Here is a 15,994-nt window from a genome sequence, read left to right on the forward strand (position 1 = left end):
GCATCTCCCCGTATGCCCAATGCCAGAGCGGCTGTGGGAAAAGTTTCATCTTCGTTCACCTGCGGAGTTGGCCCGCAACCTGCTATATCCAGCCTGCGAATTTGATCGAGTGGTCAGGCCACGCATGCCGTAGTCATGCGTGCCTGCCTCTCTAAACGGCCAGCAGGCCACGGATTTCAGGGGCCGCAGGATGTCGCTCGCGGAGCAGATCGAACAACAGCAAGACGATGCGGGTTGGAGTGCTCACCTGCAGTTGCGCTTCGTCAGGCGCGACGAAGTGACCCGCCTTGGTGCGTGGCGGCATTTTGGACCTCTTTTGGTGCAGCGGCCGTTCTATCCGGAAGGTGCACCGTGCCATGTCTACGTGCTGCACCCGCCCGGTGGGATTGTGGCCGGCGACCGCCTGGAGCTGGATATCCAGCTGGAGCCGGGCAGCCACGCGCTGCTGACCATGCCCGGCGCCAGCAAGTTCTACCGCAGCATCGGCCCGACCGCGCGGCTGGCCCAGCGCTTTCACCTGGCCGCCGGCAGCACCTTGGAGTGGCTGCCGCAGGACAGCATCTTCTTTTCCGGCGCCCGCGCCAGCCTCGACAGCCGTTTCACCCTCGAGCCGGGGGCACGCCTGCTGGCCTGGGAAACCCTGTGCCTGGGGCGCCCGGTGATGAACGAGCGTTTCGACCACGGTGCCCTCGACAGCCGCCTGCATATAGAACTGCCTGACGAAGTGGGCCTGCACGAGCGCCTGCGCGTCGAAGGCGGGCGCCTGGACAAGCTTGGCGGGCATCCGCTGCTGGCCACCTTTTGCGCTGCACCCGCCGACCAGGCCGTGCTGGATCTGGTGCGCCCGCTGCTCGACGAGATGGTCAACCCGGCCGGCGCGACCCTGGTTGGGTCGTTACTGGTGATCCGCGTGCTTGACCATGACAACCAACACCTGCAACGCACCCTGCAACGCCTGTGGCATGTGCTGCGCCCGGCCGTCCTCGGCCTGCCGGCCTGCCCGCCGCGTATCTGGGCCACCTGAGAGAGCGCCATGGAGCTGACCCCGAGAGAGAAAGACAAACTGCTGCTGTTCACCGCCGCGTTGCTGGCGGAGCGGCGCCTGGCCCGTGGACTGAAGCTCAACTACCCGGAAGCGGTGGCGCTGATCAGTGCCGCCGTGCTCGAAGGCGCCCGTGATGGCCGCACCGTCGCCGAGCTGATGAGCCTGGGGCGTGAAGTATTGAGCCGCGAGCAGGTGATGCCTGGCATTGCCGAAATGCTCCACGACGTGCAGGTCGAAGCAACCTTCCCGGATGGGACCAAGCTGGTGACCGTGCATGACCCCATCGTCTGAAACTGCCCAGGAGCCCCGCATGATCCCAGGTGAAATCCAGGTCGCCGCCGGCGACATCGAGCTGAACAGCGGCCGTGCGACGGTCAGCGTCAGCGTGGCCAACCATGGCGACCGCCCGGTGCAGGTCGGCTCGCACTACCACTTCTACGAAGTCAACGAGGCGCTGGTGTTCGAGCGCGCGCCGACCCTGGGCTTTCGCCTGGACATACCCGCCGGTACCGCCGTGCGTTTCGAGCCCGGCCAGGCGCGTACCGTGCAGCTGGTGGCCTACGTCGGCAAGCGCGAGGTCCATGGCTTCCAGGGCAAGGTGATGGGCGCGCTGGAGGGCAGGGCATGAGCCGCATTTCCCGCCAGGCCTATGCCGACATGTTCGGGCCCACGGTAGGTGACCGCGTACGCCTGGCCGACACCGCGCTATGGGTCGAGGTGGAGCGCGACTTCACCATCTATGGCGAAGAGGTAAAGTTCGGTGGCGGCAAGGTCATCCGCGATGGCATGGGGCAGGGCCAGATGCTGGCCGCCGATGCCATGGACCTGGTACTCACCAATGCCCTGATCATCGACCACTGGGGCATCGTCAAGGCCGATATCGGCATCAAGCACGGGCGTATCGCGGTGATCGGCAAGGCTGGCAACCCCGATGTGCAACCGGGCGTGAACGTACCCGTGGGCCCCGGCACCGAGGTGATCGCGGCCGAGGGCAAGATCGTCACCGCCGGCGGCGTCGACTCGCACATCCACTTCATCTGCCCGCAGCAGGTGGATGAGGCGCTGACCAGCGGTGTCACCACCTTCATCGGCGGCGGCACCGGGCCGGCCACCGGCACCAACGCCACCACCTGCACACCCGGCCCCTGGTACCTGGCGCGCATGCTCCAGGCCGCCGACAGCCTGCCGATCAACATCGGCTTGCTGGGCAAGGGCAACGCCTCGCGGCCGGAAGCGCTGCGCGAGCAGATCGCGGCCGGCGCCGTGGGGCTCAAATTGCACGAAGACTGGGGTTCGACGCCAGCAGCCATCGACTGCTGCCTGGGCGTGGCCGAGGAAATGGACATCCAGGTGGCGATCCACACCGACACCCTCAATGAGTCCGGCTGCATCGAAGACACCCTGGCGGCCATCGGCGACCGCACCATCCACACCTTCCACACCGAAGGTGCTGGTGGCGGCCACGCCCCGGACATCATCCGCGCGGCGGGGCAGGCCAACGTGTTGCCGTCCTCGACCAACCCGACCCTGCCGTACACGATCAACACCGTGGACGAGCACCTGGACATGCTCATGGTCTGCCACCACCTGGACCCGAGCATCGCCGAAGACGTGGCCTTTGCCGAGTCGCGCATCCGCCGCGAAACCATCGCCGCCGAGGACATCCTCCACGACATGGGCGCCTTTGCCATGACCTCGTCCGACTCCCAGGCCATGGGCCGGGTTGGCGAGGTGGTGTTGCGCACCTGGCAGGTGGCCCACCAGATGAAGCTGCGCCGCGGGCCACTGGCGCCGGACACCAGCTACAGCGACAACTTCCGGGTCAAGCGCTACATCGCCAAGTACACCATCAACCCGGCACTGACCCACGGCATCGGCCACGAAGTGGGCTCGGTGGAGGTCGGCAAGCTGGCCGACCTGGTGCTGTGGGCGCCGGCGTTCTTTGCGGTCAAGCCGGCCCTGGTGATCAAGGGCGGAATGATTGTCACCGCGCCGATGGGCGACATCAACGGTTCCATCCCCACGCCGCAACCGGTGCACTACCGCCCGATGTTCGGCGCCCTGGGCGCGGCGCGGCATGCCACGCGCATGACCTTCCTGCCCCAGGCAGCGATGGACCGTGGCCTGGCCGAGGAGTTGAACCTGCGCAGCCTGATCGGCGTGGCCCACGGCTGCCGCAGGGTGCGCAAGCCCGACATGGTCCACAACACCTTGCAGCCGCTGATCGAGGTCGATGCGCAGACCTACCAGGTGCGTGCCGACGGCGAACTGCTGGTCTGCGAACCGGCCCGCGAACTGCCGCTGGCCCAGCGTTACTTCCTGTTCTGAAGGAGCCCCGATGATAGTCTTGACCCGCCGTATCACCGAACCCGGCAAGCTGGGCGAAACCGGCAGCGTTACCCTGGACGTGGACAGCCGCATCAAGAGCCGCCTGCGGGTGACCCTGGATGATGGTCGCGAAGCCGGGCTGATGCTCGAGCGCGGCCACCTGCTGCGCGGGGGCGAACTGCTGGCCGATGCCGAGGGTACTCAGCTGATCCGTGTGCTGGCGGCGCCCGAGGCGGTGTCCACGGTGCGCTGCGCCGACCCGCTCCTGCTGGCCCGCGCGGCCTATCACCTGGGCAACCGCCATGTGCCGCTGCAGATCGAACCCGGCCTGTTGCGTTTCCAGCACGACCACGTGCTGGACGACATGTTGCGTGGCCTGGGCCTGACGGTAGAGGCCGAACAGGCGCCGTTCGAGCCTGAAGCGGGCGCCTACCAAAGTGCACCGCACAGCCACAGCCACAGCCATAGCCATAGCCACGCCCACGGCCACGATCACCCGTTCGTGCGCCTGCCTGCCCATTCCTGAACTGCCTGGAGCAACCGATGAAAAAGACTTTCGCCCTGTTTCTGCTGATGCTGGCTCTGCCTGCCTTCGCCCACCCTGGGCACGACGCCAACCCGCTGCACGACGGCCTGCTGCACCCGCTGACTGGTCTTGACCACCTGCTGATGCTGCTGGGCACCGGTGTACTCGCCGCTTTGACCCGGCGCAGCCTGACGCTACCCCTGGCAACCTTGGCGGCGATGTTCGGCGGCGCGGTGTGCGGCCACCTGTTCGGCGATGTACTGGGCATGGAAACCCTGATTGCCGTGTCGCTGCTGGTGGCTGCCGGTGCAGTGCTGTTGCCCAGCCGCCAACTGCTGCTGGCCATGGCCATGCCGGTGTTCGCCCTGTTCCATGGCTGGGCCCATGGCGTGGAAGCCACGCCAAGCGCGTTCTGGCAGTTCAGCGCCGGCTTCGTCACGGTCAGCGGCCTGTTGCTGGCGGCCGGTTTCGCGGTCGGTTGCCTGTTGCGCAGGCACAGCGGCCTGCAGAAGGCCTTTGGCGGTGGCCTGCTGGCCGGCGCCGCGCTGGTCCTGGCCGGTTGATGGACAGCGACCTGGCGCTGTTGCGCCTGCTGCAGCTGGCCAGCCCTGGCTTGCCGGTGGGTGGTTTTACCTACTCGCAAGGCCTGGAGTGGGCGGTCGAGGCGGGCTGGGTACGTGACGTGGATGGTTTCGCTGCCTGGCAGCGCGAACAGATCGACGACACCCTGGCCTGCCTCGACTGGCCGGTGCTGGCGCGCCTGTACCACGCCTGCCAGGCCGAGGACACCAAGGCCTTCGGCCATTGGAGCCGCTTTCTGCTGGCCAACCGCGAAACGGCCGAGCTGCGCCTGGAAGAACAGCAGCGCGGCGCGGCGTTGGCACGGCTGCTGGACGGCTGGCAACTGGGCCAGGCGCCGGCCTGGCGAGCCAGCCTCGAACTCACCCAGCTGGGCGGTATGGCCTGGCTGGCTGCGCACTGGGCTATCCCACTGCGCCAGTTGGCCCTGGGCCATGGCTTTGCCTGGCTGGAGGGCGCGGTAATGGCTGGGGTCAAGCTGGTGCCGTTCGGCCAGCAGGCTGCCCAGACCTTGCTGCGCGACCTGGGAGCAGAGCTGCCCGCGGCCCTCGACCGGGCACTGGCCCTGGGCGATGACCAGCTTGGTGGCGGCCTGCCGTTGCTGGCCATTGCCTCATCGCGTCACGAAACCCAATACACCCGTTTGTTCCGTTCCTGAGGACTGCCTGCATGCAAAGCTATCAACAACCCCTGCGCGTCGGTGTCGGCGGCCCGGTCGGCTCCGGCAAGACGGCGCTGCTCGAAGCCTTGTGCAAGGCCATGCGCGACCACTACCAGATCGCAGTGGTCACCAACGATATCTACACCAAGGAGGACCAGCGCATCCTCACCGAAGCCGGGGCCCTTGAGCCGGAGCGCATCGTCGGCGTGGAGACCGGCGGCTGTCCGCACACGGCGATACGTGAAGACGCCTCGATGAATTTGGCGGCGGTCGAAGCCCTGGCGCGCAAGTTTGGCAACCTCGAGGTGATTTTCGTCGAAAGCGGCGGTGATAACCTGAGTGCGACTTTCAGCCCGGAGCTGGCCGACCTGACCATCTACGTGATAGACGTGGCTGAAGGCGAGAAGATCCCGCGCAAGGGTGGGCCGGGGATTACCAAGTCGGATTTCCTGGTGATCAACAAGACCGACCTGGCGCCTTACGTGGGGGCTTCGCTGGAAGTGATGGAGCGCGATACCCAGCGCATGCGCCCGCAGCGGCCCTGGACCTTCAGCAACCTGAAGAAGGGCGAGGGGCTGCAGGCGGTGATCGACTTCATCGTCGAGCGCGGGATGCTGGGTGTGCGCGGGTGATGTAACGGGTTGAACGCAGTCTGGACCATGGCGCAATTCCTGTGGGAGCGGGTTTACCCGCGAACACTGGCGCAGCCGGTGCACCCACCGCGTTGGCTTCTTCGCGGCTAAAGCCGCTCCCACAGGGATATATGTTGCCTCACGTCATGTATGGCAGCAGTGAGGTTTATCCGGCTGCCCTTCATAACGGTCATGGTGCCGCACCCAATCCATGGTCCCCCCCTCGTTGCGCCCCAGTGGCGCAATATCGAGAAAGTTGTAGGTATTGACCAGGATGTCCAGCCCGCGGGCATAGGTTGAGTAGGTGTGGTACAGGCTGCCATCGGGCTCGCGGTAGAACGCACTCAGCCCGGGAAGCTCGCTTTCATCGCCCTCATATGGCTCATAGTTGTACTGCCGCTGGCCCTCGCTGCCGACGCTGACGCCAAAGTCCTCGTTGAACCCGCTGCCATGTGACGAATACCAGGGGAACTGCCAGCCCATGCGCCGGCGGAAGGCCTGGAACTCGGCATACGGTGCCCGCGACACCGCCACCAATGACACGTCGTGATGCGCCAGGTGCAAGTTGGCGCCGTCAAAGTGGTCGGCCAGGAACGAGCAGCCGGGGCAACCTTCGCTCCAGCCCTCGGCGAACATGAAGTGGTAAACCAGCAATTGGCTGCGGCCCGCGAACAGGTCGGCCAGGCTCAGTTCGCCGTCCGGCCCCTGGAAGCGATAGTCGTGCTCCACCTTTACCCAAGGCAGGGCGCGACGGGCTGCTGCCAGCGCGTCGCGGTGGTGGGTGAAGGCCTTTTCGTGCAGCCACAGCTGCCGCCTGGCCGCCAGCCACTGGCTGCGGGAAACCACCGGGTGCCTGCTTTCGCTCGTGCTCATGGTGCTGTCTCCACATTGGGGATTCACACACTAGTCGAGCACGGGCGGGTCGGATCGACAGGCCGCGGCGCCCAGGCGATGAGTGGTATTGCTCAGCCCGAATGGGCGATATGCCCTTCGCTCAGTTCATCCGCTGCTTCATCTTCCCCAGGCAGCGCGGTGATCACGCTGAAGTCGCTGATTTCCACCTGGCCACCGCCATAGCCCAGCAAATGGAAGGAAAACGCCTTGCGCGCGGTCGGGTTGTCGAAGCTGAACTCCATCTCCAGCGGCTCGTCGGTAGTGACTTTTACTTCGTCAGGCAAGCCCAGCGGTACGTCCTGCTCCAGCTGCTTTGCCTTGAGCTGGATATAGGCTGCGCGCCTGGGGTCCAGCGAACGTACCTTTACCCGCACGCGGGTATGCGAACCCTCGGGCATTTCCAGGTACTGGGCGCCGATCAGGTTGTCGGCCCAGTCATCTTTGATGCGCTTGCGCAGCCGGATCGGCGATGGGCCACCGAACTGGTAACGCAGGTTGAGCGGTGTTTGCAGCAGGGACTGGTCGAGCACCCCGGCAAGGGCGCCGATCTGCTGGCCGAGCAGGCTATCGCCCGGGCCCAGGTAACGTGCCTGGTCGGCGATGAAGCCCTCGCTGGCGTAGCGCCGGCAGCGCTGCTGGAAGTCGCATTCGGTGAAAACACCCTGGCCGTCGTGATAGCGCAGCATGCCGTTGGTGTAGGAGATCATCTCGCGACCGCTGTCGTAGTCGCGGTACAGCGAGCGACCGCCGAGCGCCATGGGGATGGGCAGGGCAAAGTAGTCGAGCAGGGAGGTGGCCAGGTCGATATGGCCATAGGTACCGCGCTTGATCCGTGGCAACTGCGCCTGCTCGGGTGCCAGGGTGAGGTTGAAGCCCCAGGACGAGGCCAGGCGCACACCGTCGATGCCGTGGGACTCGTCGGAAGTCACCACCACCAGGGTGTCCTTGAGTACGCCCTGGCGTTCGAGGTTGTCGAGGAATGTACCGAGTGCGTCGTCCAGGTAGGCGACTGCCGCCTGTTTCGGCGTGTCGTAGCGCTCCAGGTACTCGGTCGGTGCCGAGTACGGTTGGTGGGTGCCCACGGTGAGCAGGGTCAGCATCCACGGCTTGTCCTGCCTTTGCAGCTGGCTGACGTAATCCAGCGCACCTTCGAAGAAGGCGCGGTCATCCTTGCCCCAGGGGAAGTCCAGGTAGTTCTTGTTGCGGAACCACTCCTGGCCATGCACCGCGTCAAAGCCGATGTGCGGCATGATGCGGTCCTTGGCCATGAAGCGCAGGCCGGCGCCTTGCAGGTAGTGGGTAGTGAAGCCGGCCTGGCGCAACTGCGCCGGCAGGCAGGCCTGGTTGCGTTCGTTCTGGGTCAGCAGTTCCATGCCTTTGGGCGTGCCGTTGGCCAACTTGTCGTAATCACCGCACAGCATTGCGTACAGGCCACGGATGGTCTGGTGGGTGTGCAGTACGTAGTCCGGGGTGTTCATGCCGCGCTCGGCCCACTGGCTGAGCTTGGGCATCAGCTCTTCGTCGAAGCGGCTGTGCAAGGCCTGGCGGTTGGGCCGCAAATAGGCCCCGGGGATGCCTTCCACGGTGATGACCAGCAGGTTGCGGGCGTTGCCTGGCCCGGCGAGCAGGCGCTGGCCATGCAGGTCGGACTGGGTCAGACCAGTGCTGGCCATAGGGGTGAAAGTTTGTGTCCGGCCCATCCAGCCTTGGACCTGGCGCTGCAGGTTGCCGGCTCCGGCCGACAGCAGCTGGTGGGTGACGTTGTATTGCCGCCATTGGTCGGCGTCGGAAGGTACCAGTTGCTGGCTGCCCCAATGGGCGCCGAACAGCAGCAGCGGAATGGCCCAGGCCGTGCGTGGCAGCGGCTGGCTGGGGTGGGTACGGCTGCGCCAGGCGCCGGCCAGCCAGGCCAACAGGCCGGCGCCCATGGCCCAGGGCAGCCAGGCATGGGCCAGGCCGCCACCGGTCGAGTTTTCCATGAACTGCGGGTCGACCAGGTAGGTCAGGTCGGCGCTGGTAGGCAAACGGCCCACCGCGCTCACCAGTTCGGCCGAAGCCACCCAAAGGGCCGACCAGGCCAGCAATACGGGGAGCGCCAGCCACCATGGCCGACGGTGCAGCAGCAAGACCAGCAAGCTGCCGAGGGCGAGGTCGGACAGGTAACCGAGCGGGTTGGACCAACCCAGCATGGCGCGCGTACCCAGTGGGATCACCAGTACCAGGGCCGCCAGGGCGACAAGCCGAGTACGTGGGTGGTCTGACAGGTTCTTCACAAAAACATCCCTTTTGCCATTAAATCGTCATGCAACTGTGCTTGATGATAACAGGCCACGGCAGGGAAGGCGGGCCGGGGCAGGGTTGGTAACCAGGCGCGGGGCCCGTTCGCGCAGGCCCGGCCGATGGCAAGTATCAGAAGTAGTAGGGGAATTTCAGGCTGAAGGAAAAGTCCGGTGCGTCATCGGTCAGACCAATGGCCAGGTTGGGCACGATGGTCAGGTTGTCGGTGGCGGCGAAGGTCATGCCTATGTTGAAGTTGGCTGCGTTGTAGTCGCTGTTGGAGATCGACTGCCAGTCGCCGCCATCCGGTTTTATCTTGCTCTTGCGGGCGAACTGGTCGGACACCGAGAACGACATGCTCATCTTCTCGTTCAGGGCAAAGGCGATACCGCCGCCGATCTGCCACGAGTCGCCCAGCTTCACATCGCCGGGCACCTTGCTGTTGACCTGTGGGCTGATGTCACTGAACGAGTCCTCCATGTTGTAGGTGTAGGACAGGCTGCCGAACAACACGGCCGGGTCGAACGTCTTGACCAGCGAGATGCCCGGCGTGATCGACCAGACGCCGTTGCCGGTCGGCAGGCTTTCCGGTACCGACAGGTTGTCGTTGCCTTCTACCTGGCGCAGTTTGATGCCATAAGGGTCTTTGCCGGTCGGCGCCTTGATGCGCAAGGTAGCGACGGCGTCAGGCCAGGTCTCGTCTTCGTCGAGGAACTTGTAGGCGATGCCGACGTTGACGTCGCCGATCTCTGGGTCGCGGGTTACGGTTTCGTCCGAGGTGCTCGCCCCGGCGCCCCCTGCACCGCCGGAAGAGTAGGTGGATTCGCGGTACACCACCGGGACGTTGATATCGAACTGCCAGCGCTGGGCGAGGTTGTAGCGGGCAGTCATGTCCAGGGTCCAGTTATCTGCCTTCACCCGGTCAAGGTTGATACTGCCGAGGAAGATCGAGTCCAGTGCCAGGAAGCCGTTGAGCACCAGCGCCCGGGTATCGTAATGGGTATAGGTGACACCGGTCTCGAAGCTGAACTTGCCGCCGCCGAAAAAGCCGCTGGCCTCGTCGTACAGGTTGGACACGCTCTGAGCCGGTTCAGCGTCAGCGGTGAGCGCCTGGCCATAGGAGCTGCCGGTGGTACCCGGTGCGCCCGAAGCCACCGTCTGTGCGCCCTTGACCCCTTCAGCCGGGGACTTGACCAGGCGTTTGGGCGGTGGTGCTGTCGGGGTTTCCTCTACCTGGCGCACGCGCTGCTCCAGCACCATCAGCGCTTGCTGCTGGGCTTCGTAGCGGCGTTTCAGTTCCATCAGTTCCTGCTTGAGAGCCTCGACCTGAGGGTCGGCTGCGGCGTAGAGCAATGTGGCCGGGGCCAAGGTGGTCAAACACACAAAAGCTTTGAGCGATAAAGATCGGTGCATGGAATTGCCGTCCCTGCCGACTACTTTTGATGAGACTGAGCGTAGATCAGTATCCAAATGTGCGAAGACCTTTGAGCTGATCGAGGCTACCGTTCAGCGACGCGGCGGTTGGCACGCTTTCGCGCATCACCACATTGAGGGTGGTGACGTTATTGACCCGGTTGCCATTGCCCAGCAGCGTCGAGTTCTGCATCAGGCCACCCTGCGCCAGGCGCTGCATGCTGCTGCCCTGGTTGTTGCTGGCACTGATGTTGAACTGCACCCCTGCGCCGCTGGCGGACACGCTCAGTGCACCTGCGCCGTTTGCCCCCGTCAGCGTCTGGCCGTTGGCCAGCGCCTGGCCCTGTGGCTGCCCGGTGGGCGCCTGGTCGGCCTTGGAGACATTGATCGCAACATTGTTGTAGGCGGTATTGTTGTCGCCAGCTGCGCGTACCACCTGGGTCACACCCTCTGTGGTGTTGAGGCCGGCACCGCCTGTAACGGTACCGGTACCCGGTGCCGTGGTTCCAGCAGACGCCGTGCCAGTGCCGCTTTCGTCAACCAACGACACATAGAATTGCGGTTTGATGGTCGACTGCTGAATCTGCATCGTGCTCGTCGCACCGATCATGTCCCCTTTGGCATTCTGCCAGGTGCTGGACATGACGATACCGAAACTCACGATCCGCCCGGGCATCACGTAGCGGCCACGCAGGCTCGCCAGCTCGTGGTCCTTCAACTCGATGGGCTTGAACGTTTCGGCATGGGTAGGAAGGCTGACGGTCAGGCATGCAATTGCAAGCCAGAATGCATTCTTCATTGGGGTACTCCCCGGAGCCTCGTGCTCCTTGTCGTTGCAAGAAGTTAGAAGAAGTCGCTTTTGATGAACCCGAAATCCAGCAGTTCTGCATCACGTACCGGAGTGAAGTTGCTCACCCGGCCCTTGGCAGTCAGGGGTAGCGGCGGGTCGAGCAGGACATTGTTCTTGTCGTAGCCCTGGCCGATGACGGCGAAGATGATGCCGTTCCAGCCCTTGAGAAAATCGTCGACCTTGTAGCGTTTGTGGCCCAGTACCGGGTCACCGATGTACACCCAGCCCTTGTCGACCTTCTGCATGACCACGAAGTGCTTGTAGCCGCGCACCTCCATCAGCACCACGACCGGAATCCGCACGCTGTGCAGGGTCTCGGGTGCCACCCGGTAGCCACGGGCACGCATCCCCAGGCTTTCCACGTAGCGTTTCATGTCGAGCATCGAGAAGCCTTGCGTGCGCACCAGGTCCTGGTCGGCGTGGGCCAGCATGCCTTCGATGATCTGTTGTTCGTCCACGTCCAGCCAGTAGGCCTGGCGCAGGATGGTGGCCAGCGCGGCTGCGCCGCAGCTGAAGTCGGTCTTCTGTTGCACCAGGTCGGCGAACTTGCGCTCGCGTATGCTCTGGATGGGCTTGAACACCACGGCGCCGCCCGGCAGGACGGACAGCGGCATTTGTGCCGCTTCGCTCACGCTGGCCAGGCACAGCAAAAACGCCAGGGCAATGATGCGCATGATCGGATGCCTTCCGGTTCTGTTGAAGAAAGGCCCCCCGAAGGGGGCCTCAAGCACAGCGATCAGAACGAGGTGTTGGAGATGGCCAGCGAGTTGCTCTGCTGGTTGCCCACACCGGCCGCCACGTTCACGCCCAGGTTGCCGCTGCCACCGTTCACCGAACCGCTAAGGGTTGCAGTGTTGGTAACAGGGTTGGCCCAGCCGGTCGGGGTCAGCACTTGGAAGGACACGGTATTGCTCAAGTCGTAGGCACTGCTTTCGCTGTAGCTCTTCGACACGTCGTTCGACGATTGAGACGATTTCTCGCCAGACTTTTCAAACGCCGATTCCGATGCATTGGCATAGGACGACTCGTGAGCCTTCTCATACGAGGAGTCGCGAGACTTCTCATAGCTCGATTGGCGGGCCTTGTCGTACGACGAGTCGAACGCCTTCTCGAACGACGCGTCGTGCGAGCTTTCCCGCGAACGGTCGACATCCACATTGAGCGAGGCATTGAGCGAGGCATCGAAGCTGTCGGTGCGGGTACGCTCGCGACGGCCGTCATCGGTGGTTACGGTACGGGTCGCATCGGCAGCAGCGGCCAGGGTGGCGTTCAGGCTGGAGCTGCTGGACGAACTGGCGTTGCTGGCCATGGAACCACTGGCATTCCAGCTATTGGAGCCGCTGGCAGTGGAACTGCGCGAACCACTGGCGTTCATGCTGCTCGAACCGCTGGAGTTCCAGCCACTGGACCCGCTGGAGCTGGCGCTTTGCGAGCCGGCCACGCTGAAGCTCGAGGACGAGCTGCGGTCGTCAGTCGAATTGAACGTGCCCTCACGCGAGCTGGAGCCGCTCTTGGTAGTGGTGATGGTCAGCGTATCCACCCGGTAGGTGCGGTCGGCGCCGTTGTTCACCGTCAGGCCTGGGCCGTTCTGGTCGGCAGTGGCGGTGGCAGTGGCATTGCCCAGCGGGGCGCCGGTGTTGGCGATGGCCATGGTGTTCTTCTGCTGGTTCAGGTCGCCGCCAGCGATGTTGATGCCGACGTTACCCTCCGCACCATCGGCCGAGCCGGTCATGACTGCCGAGTTCTGGGTGGACCAGTTGTCGACACGGTTGTTGTTGCTGAACTGGCGCACATCAGCGGTGGCTTCGGCGGTGCCGAACACGAAGCTGTTGTCCAGGCTGGACTCGGAAGATGCATTGGCAATGGCCGCAGCATTGTCCTGCTGGTTGCCGTTACCGGCTGCCACGTTGACACCCACGTTGCCACTTGCGCCCGTGGCCGAGCTGCTCATTTCGGCTTCGTTGATGGTGCCTTGGTTGGTGATGGTATTACCCGTGCTGCGTTGGCTGTCCATGGCGTTGGCTGTGGCATACACAGGGATCCTGGTGGGAGGAGGGGTGTGATGCCCGTTATTGTGGTGACCATTGTGGTGCCCGCCACGCCGGTCGTTCTGATCAGCTTGTACAGCAACAGCCATGACCGCAGCAATTGCGAAAACCAGAGGCTTGATTGCCATCGAGGGTTTCATGGTGATTCTCCGTACGATTAGGTTAAGTGTCGTTCTTGACTGGAAGGGTCAATCCGCGACCCGGATGCTCAGGGTGTTGGCCATGCGGTTTCCCACCCCGGCACTCTGGTTCAACTGAATCACTCCACGGCTACCGGTGAAGGCCTGGTCACTGGTGGTGACCTGGCGATGGCCAGTTGAAGTGTCAATCGGACCGGAGTTGTTGAGCAGCGCCACGTTCTGTTGCATGAGGACGCTGTCGTCGATGGTTTGCGGCTGGGCACCGATACTGATGCTCAGTGCGTTGGCTTGCTGGGTGTTGGCGCCGGCGCTCTGGTTGACCCCCAGTGCGCCGCTACCGTTGCTGAAGGCGTCGCCCTGTATGGTCGAGCGTGCGTTCATTGTGGGGGCTGCAGGGGTGTTCAGGCGCTGGCGAATCTGCGTGGTGGCGCTGGCCTCGGGCCCGACCGCGAAGGCGCGCGCGTTGGCCTGTTGCTGTTGGTCACCGGCCGCCTGGTTGACCGACAGGTTGCCCTGGTAACGGCTGCCCGAGCTGTCGATGTCGGCGTTGTTGATCACGGGAACCGGGGATTGCGCGAAGGTCGATGTACTGCACAGCGTGACCAGGATCAGCAGCGTGTGCTTCATCTCACTTGCCTCCGGTCAGGATCTGCAGCGGTGCCAGGCCGCGCTGTACGCTCGAATTGACCATGTTCGAGATGCCATTGCCTGAGCCCGTGCCGCGGCCACCGGCCAGGTTGGGCAGTTGGGACTGGTTGTTGAGGTTGCCGCCCAGGTTGTTGGTCTGCTGGGTAATCAAGGTGCTGATACCCGCACCGCTGCTGATGTTGGCGAAGTCGCCATCACTCAGTTCGTTGGTTTGCTTGAGGATGTGCGCGGAAGGGTTGGCATTGACGGTGGTGGGGTTGGGGTCGGGTCGTAACGGCGGGACAACGGCGTTGCGTGTCTGCACGTCACGGGTTATCACGATGATGCCGTTGTCGGCCTGGGCCGTAAGGCTCAACGAGCCCAGCACAGAGCCCATCAGCAACAGGTAATAGAGGCGTTTGTCAGTTTTCCTCACGACGGCAACTCCTTCAATGAGCGCTGGCCTTGATCAGCGATGTGAACGAGGGAGCAGAAGGTGTGCCGCTTTTGAGAAGCGTTTGCAGATCAAAAGGTTAAGGTGAGTACCATGACAAGCTGCGGCGTATTCTGTCTCAGGATTGAAACAGGCAGCCGCTGGCGGTGCGGGCAAAACCAGTGTCGGCCTTGATTGGAAGGGTTTTTGCAGGAGTGTTTCAGCGCCTTGACACTACTTTCGAGGCCCCGCGAGGGCCCATGTTTTCAGGGGCTTCGCCCCTTGGGGGTGTGTCAGTGGGTTAACACTCGGCGGGGCAGGATGGCGTATCGCTACCAACGAGCTTAGCCACTGTTTGTAGTGCCAGCAACTGGCGTTGCGGCCAATTGCCTTCAATTATCTTGTACGCCTGATCATGCCGTTGCAGCCAGTGCAGGCTGTCGTCGAAAAAGCGCTGGCGGTCGCGCAGTTCGGGCTGGCTGCGCTGGCCATCGGCGACCCAATCCACGCCTTGCGGGCTCAGCAGCAGGTGCAAGTGGTAATGCCGTGCCAGCAGCGCCTGTTCCAGCCAGGCCGGGCAGTCGCCGAACAGAGCATGGCTCCAGAGCATGTTGCTGAGCAGGTTGGTGTCGAGAATCAGCAGCGACGGTGCCTGCTCGCGTGCGCGGTCCTCCCACGCCAACTGGCCGCGGGCGATGGTGGGGATATCGGCATAGCACGTATCGCGGCATTCCTGGTCGATGAAGTGGCGCACATATTCGCCAACCACCACGCCGCCAAAATATGCCTGGATCACGCCGCTGAGCCAGCTCTTGCCGCTGGACTCCGGGCCGCACAGCACCAGTACTTTCATGGATTGCGCCGCGCTCATGGCTGCACCAACGCTGGGTCACGGCGCCATTCCAGCCAGCCGCGCACGGCAATCAGGGTAAGCACGGCGAAGAACCCTGCGGTGAAGTACAGCTGCTGGTGCAGGTACTGGCCCACGTAGACGATATCGACCACTACCCACAGCGGCCAGCACTGCAGGCGCTTCTGCGCCATCCACAGTTGTGCCACCAGGCTGAAGCCGGTCAGGGTCGCGTCCAGCCAGGGCAGGGCGGCGTCGGTCCAGGTGGCCATGGCTGCGCCAAGGGTGGCGCTCAGCAGTACCCCACCGGCCAGGCCGACGAGCAATGCCGGGGGCTGCAGACGAGTGACCTGGCGGGCGTCTTCAGCATGGCCCGGGCGCTTCCATTGCCACCAGCCGTAGACCTGCAGGATGGCGTAGGCCAGTTGCAGCAGCATGCCCGAGTACAGCTTCACCTCGTAGAACAGCCAGCCATAGATCAGCACCATGACCAGGCCGATGGGCCAGCACCAGGCATTCTGCTTGACCGTGAGCCAGACAGCGGTGACGCCGAGTACGGCGGCGATAAGTTCAAGGCCGGACATCGGCGATCCTTGGAGGCTACGGGGAGGGGCGCGATTGTAGCGGGTCGGCCGGGGAAGGTGTAGGACTGTGGGGCCTTTGGGGCTGCTTTGCAGCCCATCGCGACACA

At 64.0% G+C, this 15,994-nt stretch carries 18 protein-coding genes; 8 read left to right on the plus strand and 10 right to left on the minus strand.

All coding sequences use genetic code 11. From position 1 onward, the window contains the following. The first annotated feature begins 190 nt into the window (after positions 1 to 190). The 8 genes from ACK1U9_RS01550 to ureG are packed head-to-tail and all read left to right on the plus strand — an operon-like array spanning position 191 to position 5,771. Positions 191 to 1,024 carry an urease accessory protein UreD gene (locus ACK1U9_RS01550; protein WP_046616888.1) on the plus strand — a complete coding sequence of 278 codons (834 nt, stop codon included), beginning with the start codon at positions 191 to 193 and terminating at the stop codon, positions 1,022 to 1,024. Positions 1,025 to 1,033: 9 nt separating this feature from the next. After that, positions 1,034 to 1,336, plus strand: a complete 303-nt coding sequence (locus ACK1U9_RS01555) for an urease subunit gamma (protein WP_003256923.1) — start codon at positions 1,034 to 1,036, stop codon at positions 1,334 to 1,336. Between the two features lie 19 nt (positions 1,337 to 1,355). Beyond that, entirely contained in the window at positions 1,356 to 1,673 is a 318-nt protein-coding gene (locus ACK1U9_RS01560; protein ID WP_108480013.1) for an urease subunit beta, read from the plus strand. Further along, positions 1,670 to 3,373, plus strand: coding sequence for an urease subunit alpha (gene ureC / locus ACK1U9_RS01565; protein WP_046616887.1), 1,704 nt, complete (start codon positions 1,670 to 1,672; stop codon positions 3,371 to 3,373). The genes ACK1U9_RS01560 and ureC overlap by 4 nt, the downstream gene beginning before the upstream one ends. A gap of 10 nt (positions 3,374 to 3,383) precedes the next feature. Then, positions 3,384 to 3,899 carry an urease accessory protein UreE gene (gene ureE / locus ACK1U9_RS01570; RefSeq protein ID WP_085598542.1) on the plus strand — a complete coding sequence of 172 codons (516 nt, stop codon included), beginning with the start codon at positions 3,384 to 3,386 and terminating at the stop codon, positions 3,897 to 3,899. Between the two features lie 17 nt (positions 3,900 to 3,916). Further along, on the plus strand, positions 3,917 to 4,462 hold the full coding sequence (locus tag ACK1U9_RS01575; protein WP_046616885.1) for a HupE/UreJ family protein: 546 nt from the start codon (positions 3,917 to 3,919) through the stop codon (positions 4,460 to 4,462). Beyond that, on the plus strand, positions 4,462 to 5,136 hold the full coding sequence (locus tag ACK1U9_RS01580; RefSeq protein WP_135001280.1) for an urease accessory protein UreF: 675 nt from the start codon (positions 4,462 to 4,464) through the stop codon (positions 5,134 to 5,136). The genes ACK1U9_RS01575 and ACK1U9_RS01580 overlap by 1 nt, the downstream gene beginning before the upstream one ends. A gap of 11 nt (positions 5,137 to 5,147) precedes the next feature. Beyond that, positions 5,148 to 5,771: an urease accessory protein UreG gene (gene ureG, locus ACK1U9_RS01585; protein ID WP_010953755.1), complete on the plus strand. Its 624-nt coding sequence runs from the start codon at positions 5,148 to 5,150 to the stop codon at positions 5,769 to 5,771. 144 nt (positions 5,772 to 5,915) lie between these two features. Here ureG and ACK1U9_RS01590 read toward each other — a convergent pair whose 3' ends face one another. From ACK1U9_RS01590 to pnuC, 10 genes are all read right to left on the minus strand, one after another. Continuing rightward, positions 5,916 to 6,644: a DUF899 domain-containing protein gene (locus ACK1U9_RS01590; protein ID WP_449109626.1), complete on the minus strand. Its 729-nt coding sequence runs from the start codon at positions 6,642 to 6,644 to the stop codon at positions 5,916 to 5,918. 92 nt (positions 6,645 to 6,736) lie between these two features. Further along, on the minus strand, positions 6,737 to 8,938 hold the full coding sequence (locus tag ACK1U9_RS01595) for an LTA synthase family protein (RefSeq protein ID WP_449109627.1): 2,202 nt from the start codon (positions 8,936 to 8,938) through the stop codon (positions 6,737 to 6,739). Positions 8,939 to 9,074: 136 nt separating this feature from the next. Continuing rightward, positions 9,075 to 10,355, minus strand: coding sequence for a hypothetical protein (locus ACK1U9_RS01600; protein ID WP_108480018.1), 1,281 nt, complete (start codon positions 10,353 to 10,355; stop codon positions 9,075 to 9,077). A 46-nt stretch (positions 10,356 to 10,401) separates the two neighbouring features. Continuing rightward, positions 10,402 to 11,154, minus strand: coding sequence for a hypothetical protein (locus ACK1U9_RS01605; RefSeq protein WP_108480019.1), 753 nt, complete (start codon positions 11,152 to 11,154; stop codon positions 10,402 to 10,404). A gap of 44 nt (positions 11,155 to 11,198) precedes the next feature. Next, entirely contained in the window at positions 11,199 to 11,879 is a 681-nt protein-coding gene (locus ACK1U9_RS01610) for a C39 family peptidase (RefSeq protein WP_085598553.1), read from the minus strand. A 62-nt stretch (positions 11,880 to 11,941) separates the two neighbouring features. Next, entirely contained in the window at positions 11,942 to 13,393 is a 1,452-nt protein-coding gene (locus ACK1U9_RS01615) for a heme utilization protein (protein ID WP_284384733.1), read from the minus strand. Positions 13,394 to 13,441: 48 nt separating this feature from the next. After that, the gene (locus ACK1U9_RS01620) at positions 13,442 to 14,020 is read right to left on the minus strand and encodes a hypothetical protein (protein ID WP_046616876.1); all 579 of its coding nucleotides are present in this window, start codon (positions 14,018 to 14,020) and stop codon (positions 13,442 to 13,444) included. A 1-nt stretch (position 14,021) separates the two neighbouring features. After that, a complete protein-coding gene (locus ACK1U9_RS01625; RefSeq protein ID WP_046616875.1) occupies positions 14,022 to 14,456 on the minus strand; it encodes a hypothetical protein in 435 nt (144 codons plus the stop codon). A gap of 298 nt (positions 14,457 to 14,754) precedes the next feature. Beyond that, positions 14,755 to 15,324 carry an AAA family ATPase gene (locus ACK1U9_RS01630; RefSeq protein WP_449109628.1) on the minus strand — a complete coding sequence of 190 codons (570 nt, stop codon included), beginning with the start codon at positions 15,322 to 15,324 and terminating at the stop codon, positions 14,755 to 14,757. After that, positions 15,321 to 15,887, minus strand: a complete 567-nt coding sequence (gene pnuC, locus ACK1U9_RS01635; RefSeq protein WP_449109629.1) for a nicotinamide riboside transporter PnuC — start codon at positions 15,885 to 15,887, stop codon at positions 15,321 to 15,323. The genes ACK1U9_RS01630 and pnuC overlap by 4 nt, the downstream gene beginning before the upstream one ends. Between the last annotated feature and the right edge of the window lie 107 nt (positions 15,888 to 15,994).

This window comes from Pseudomonas sp. XP1 (genome assembly GCF_053557675.1).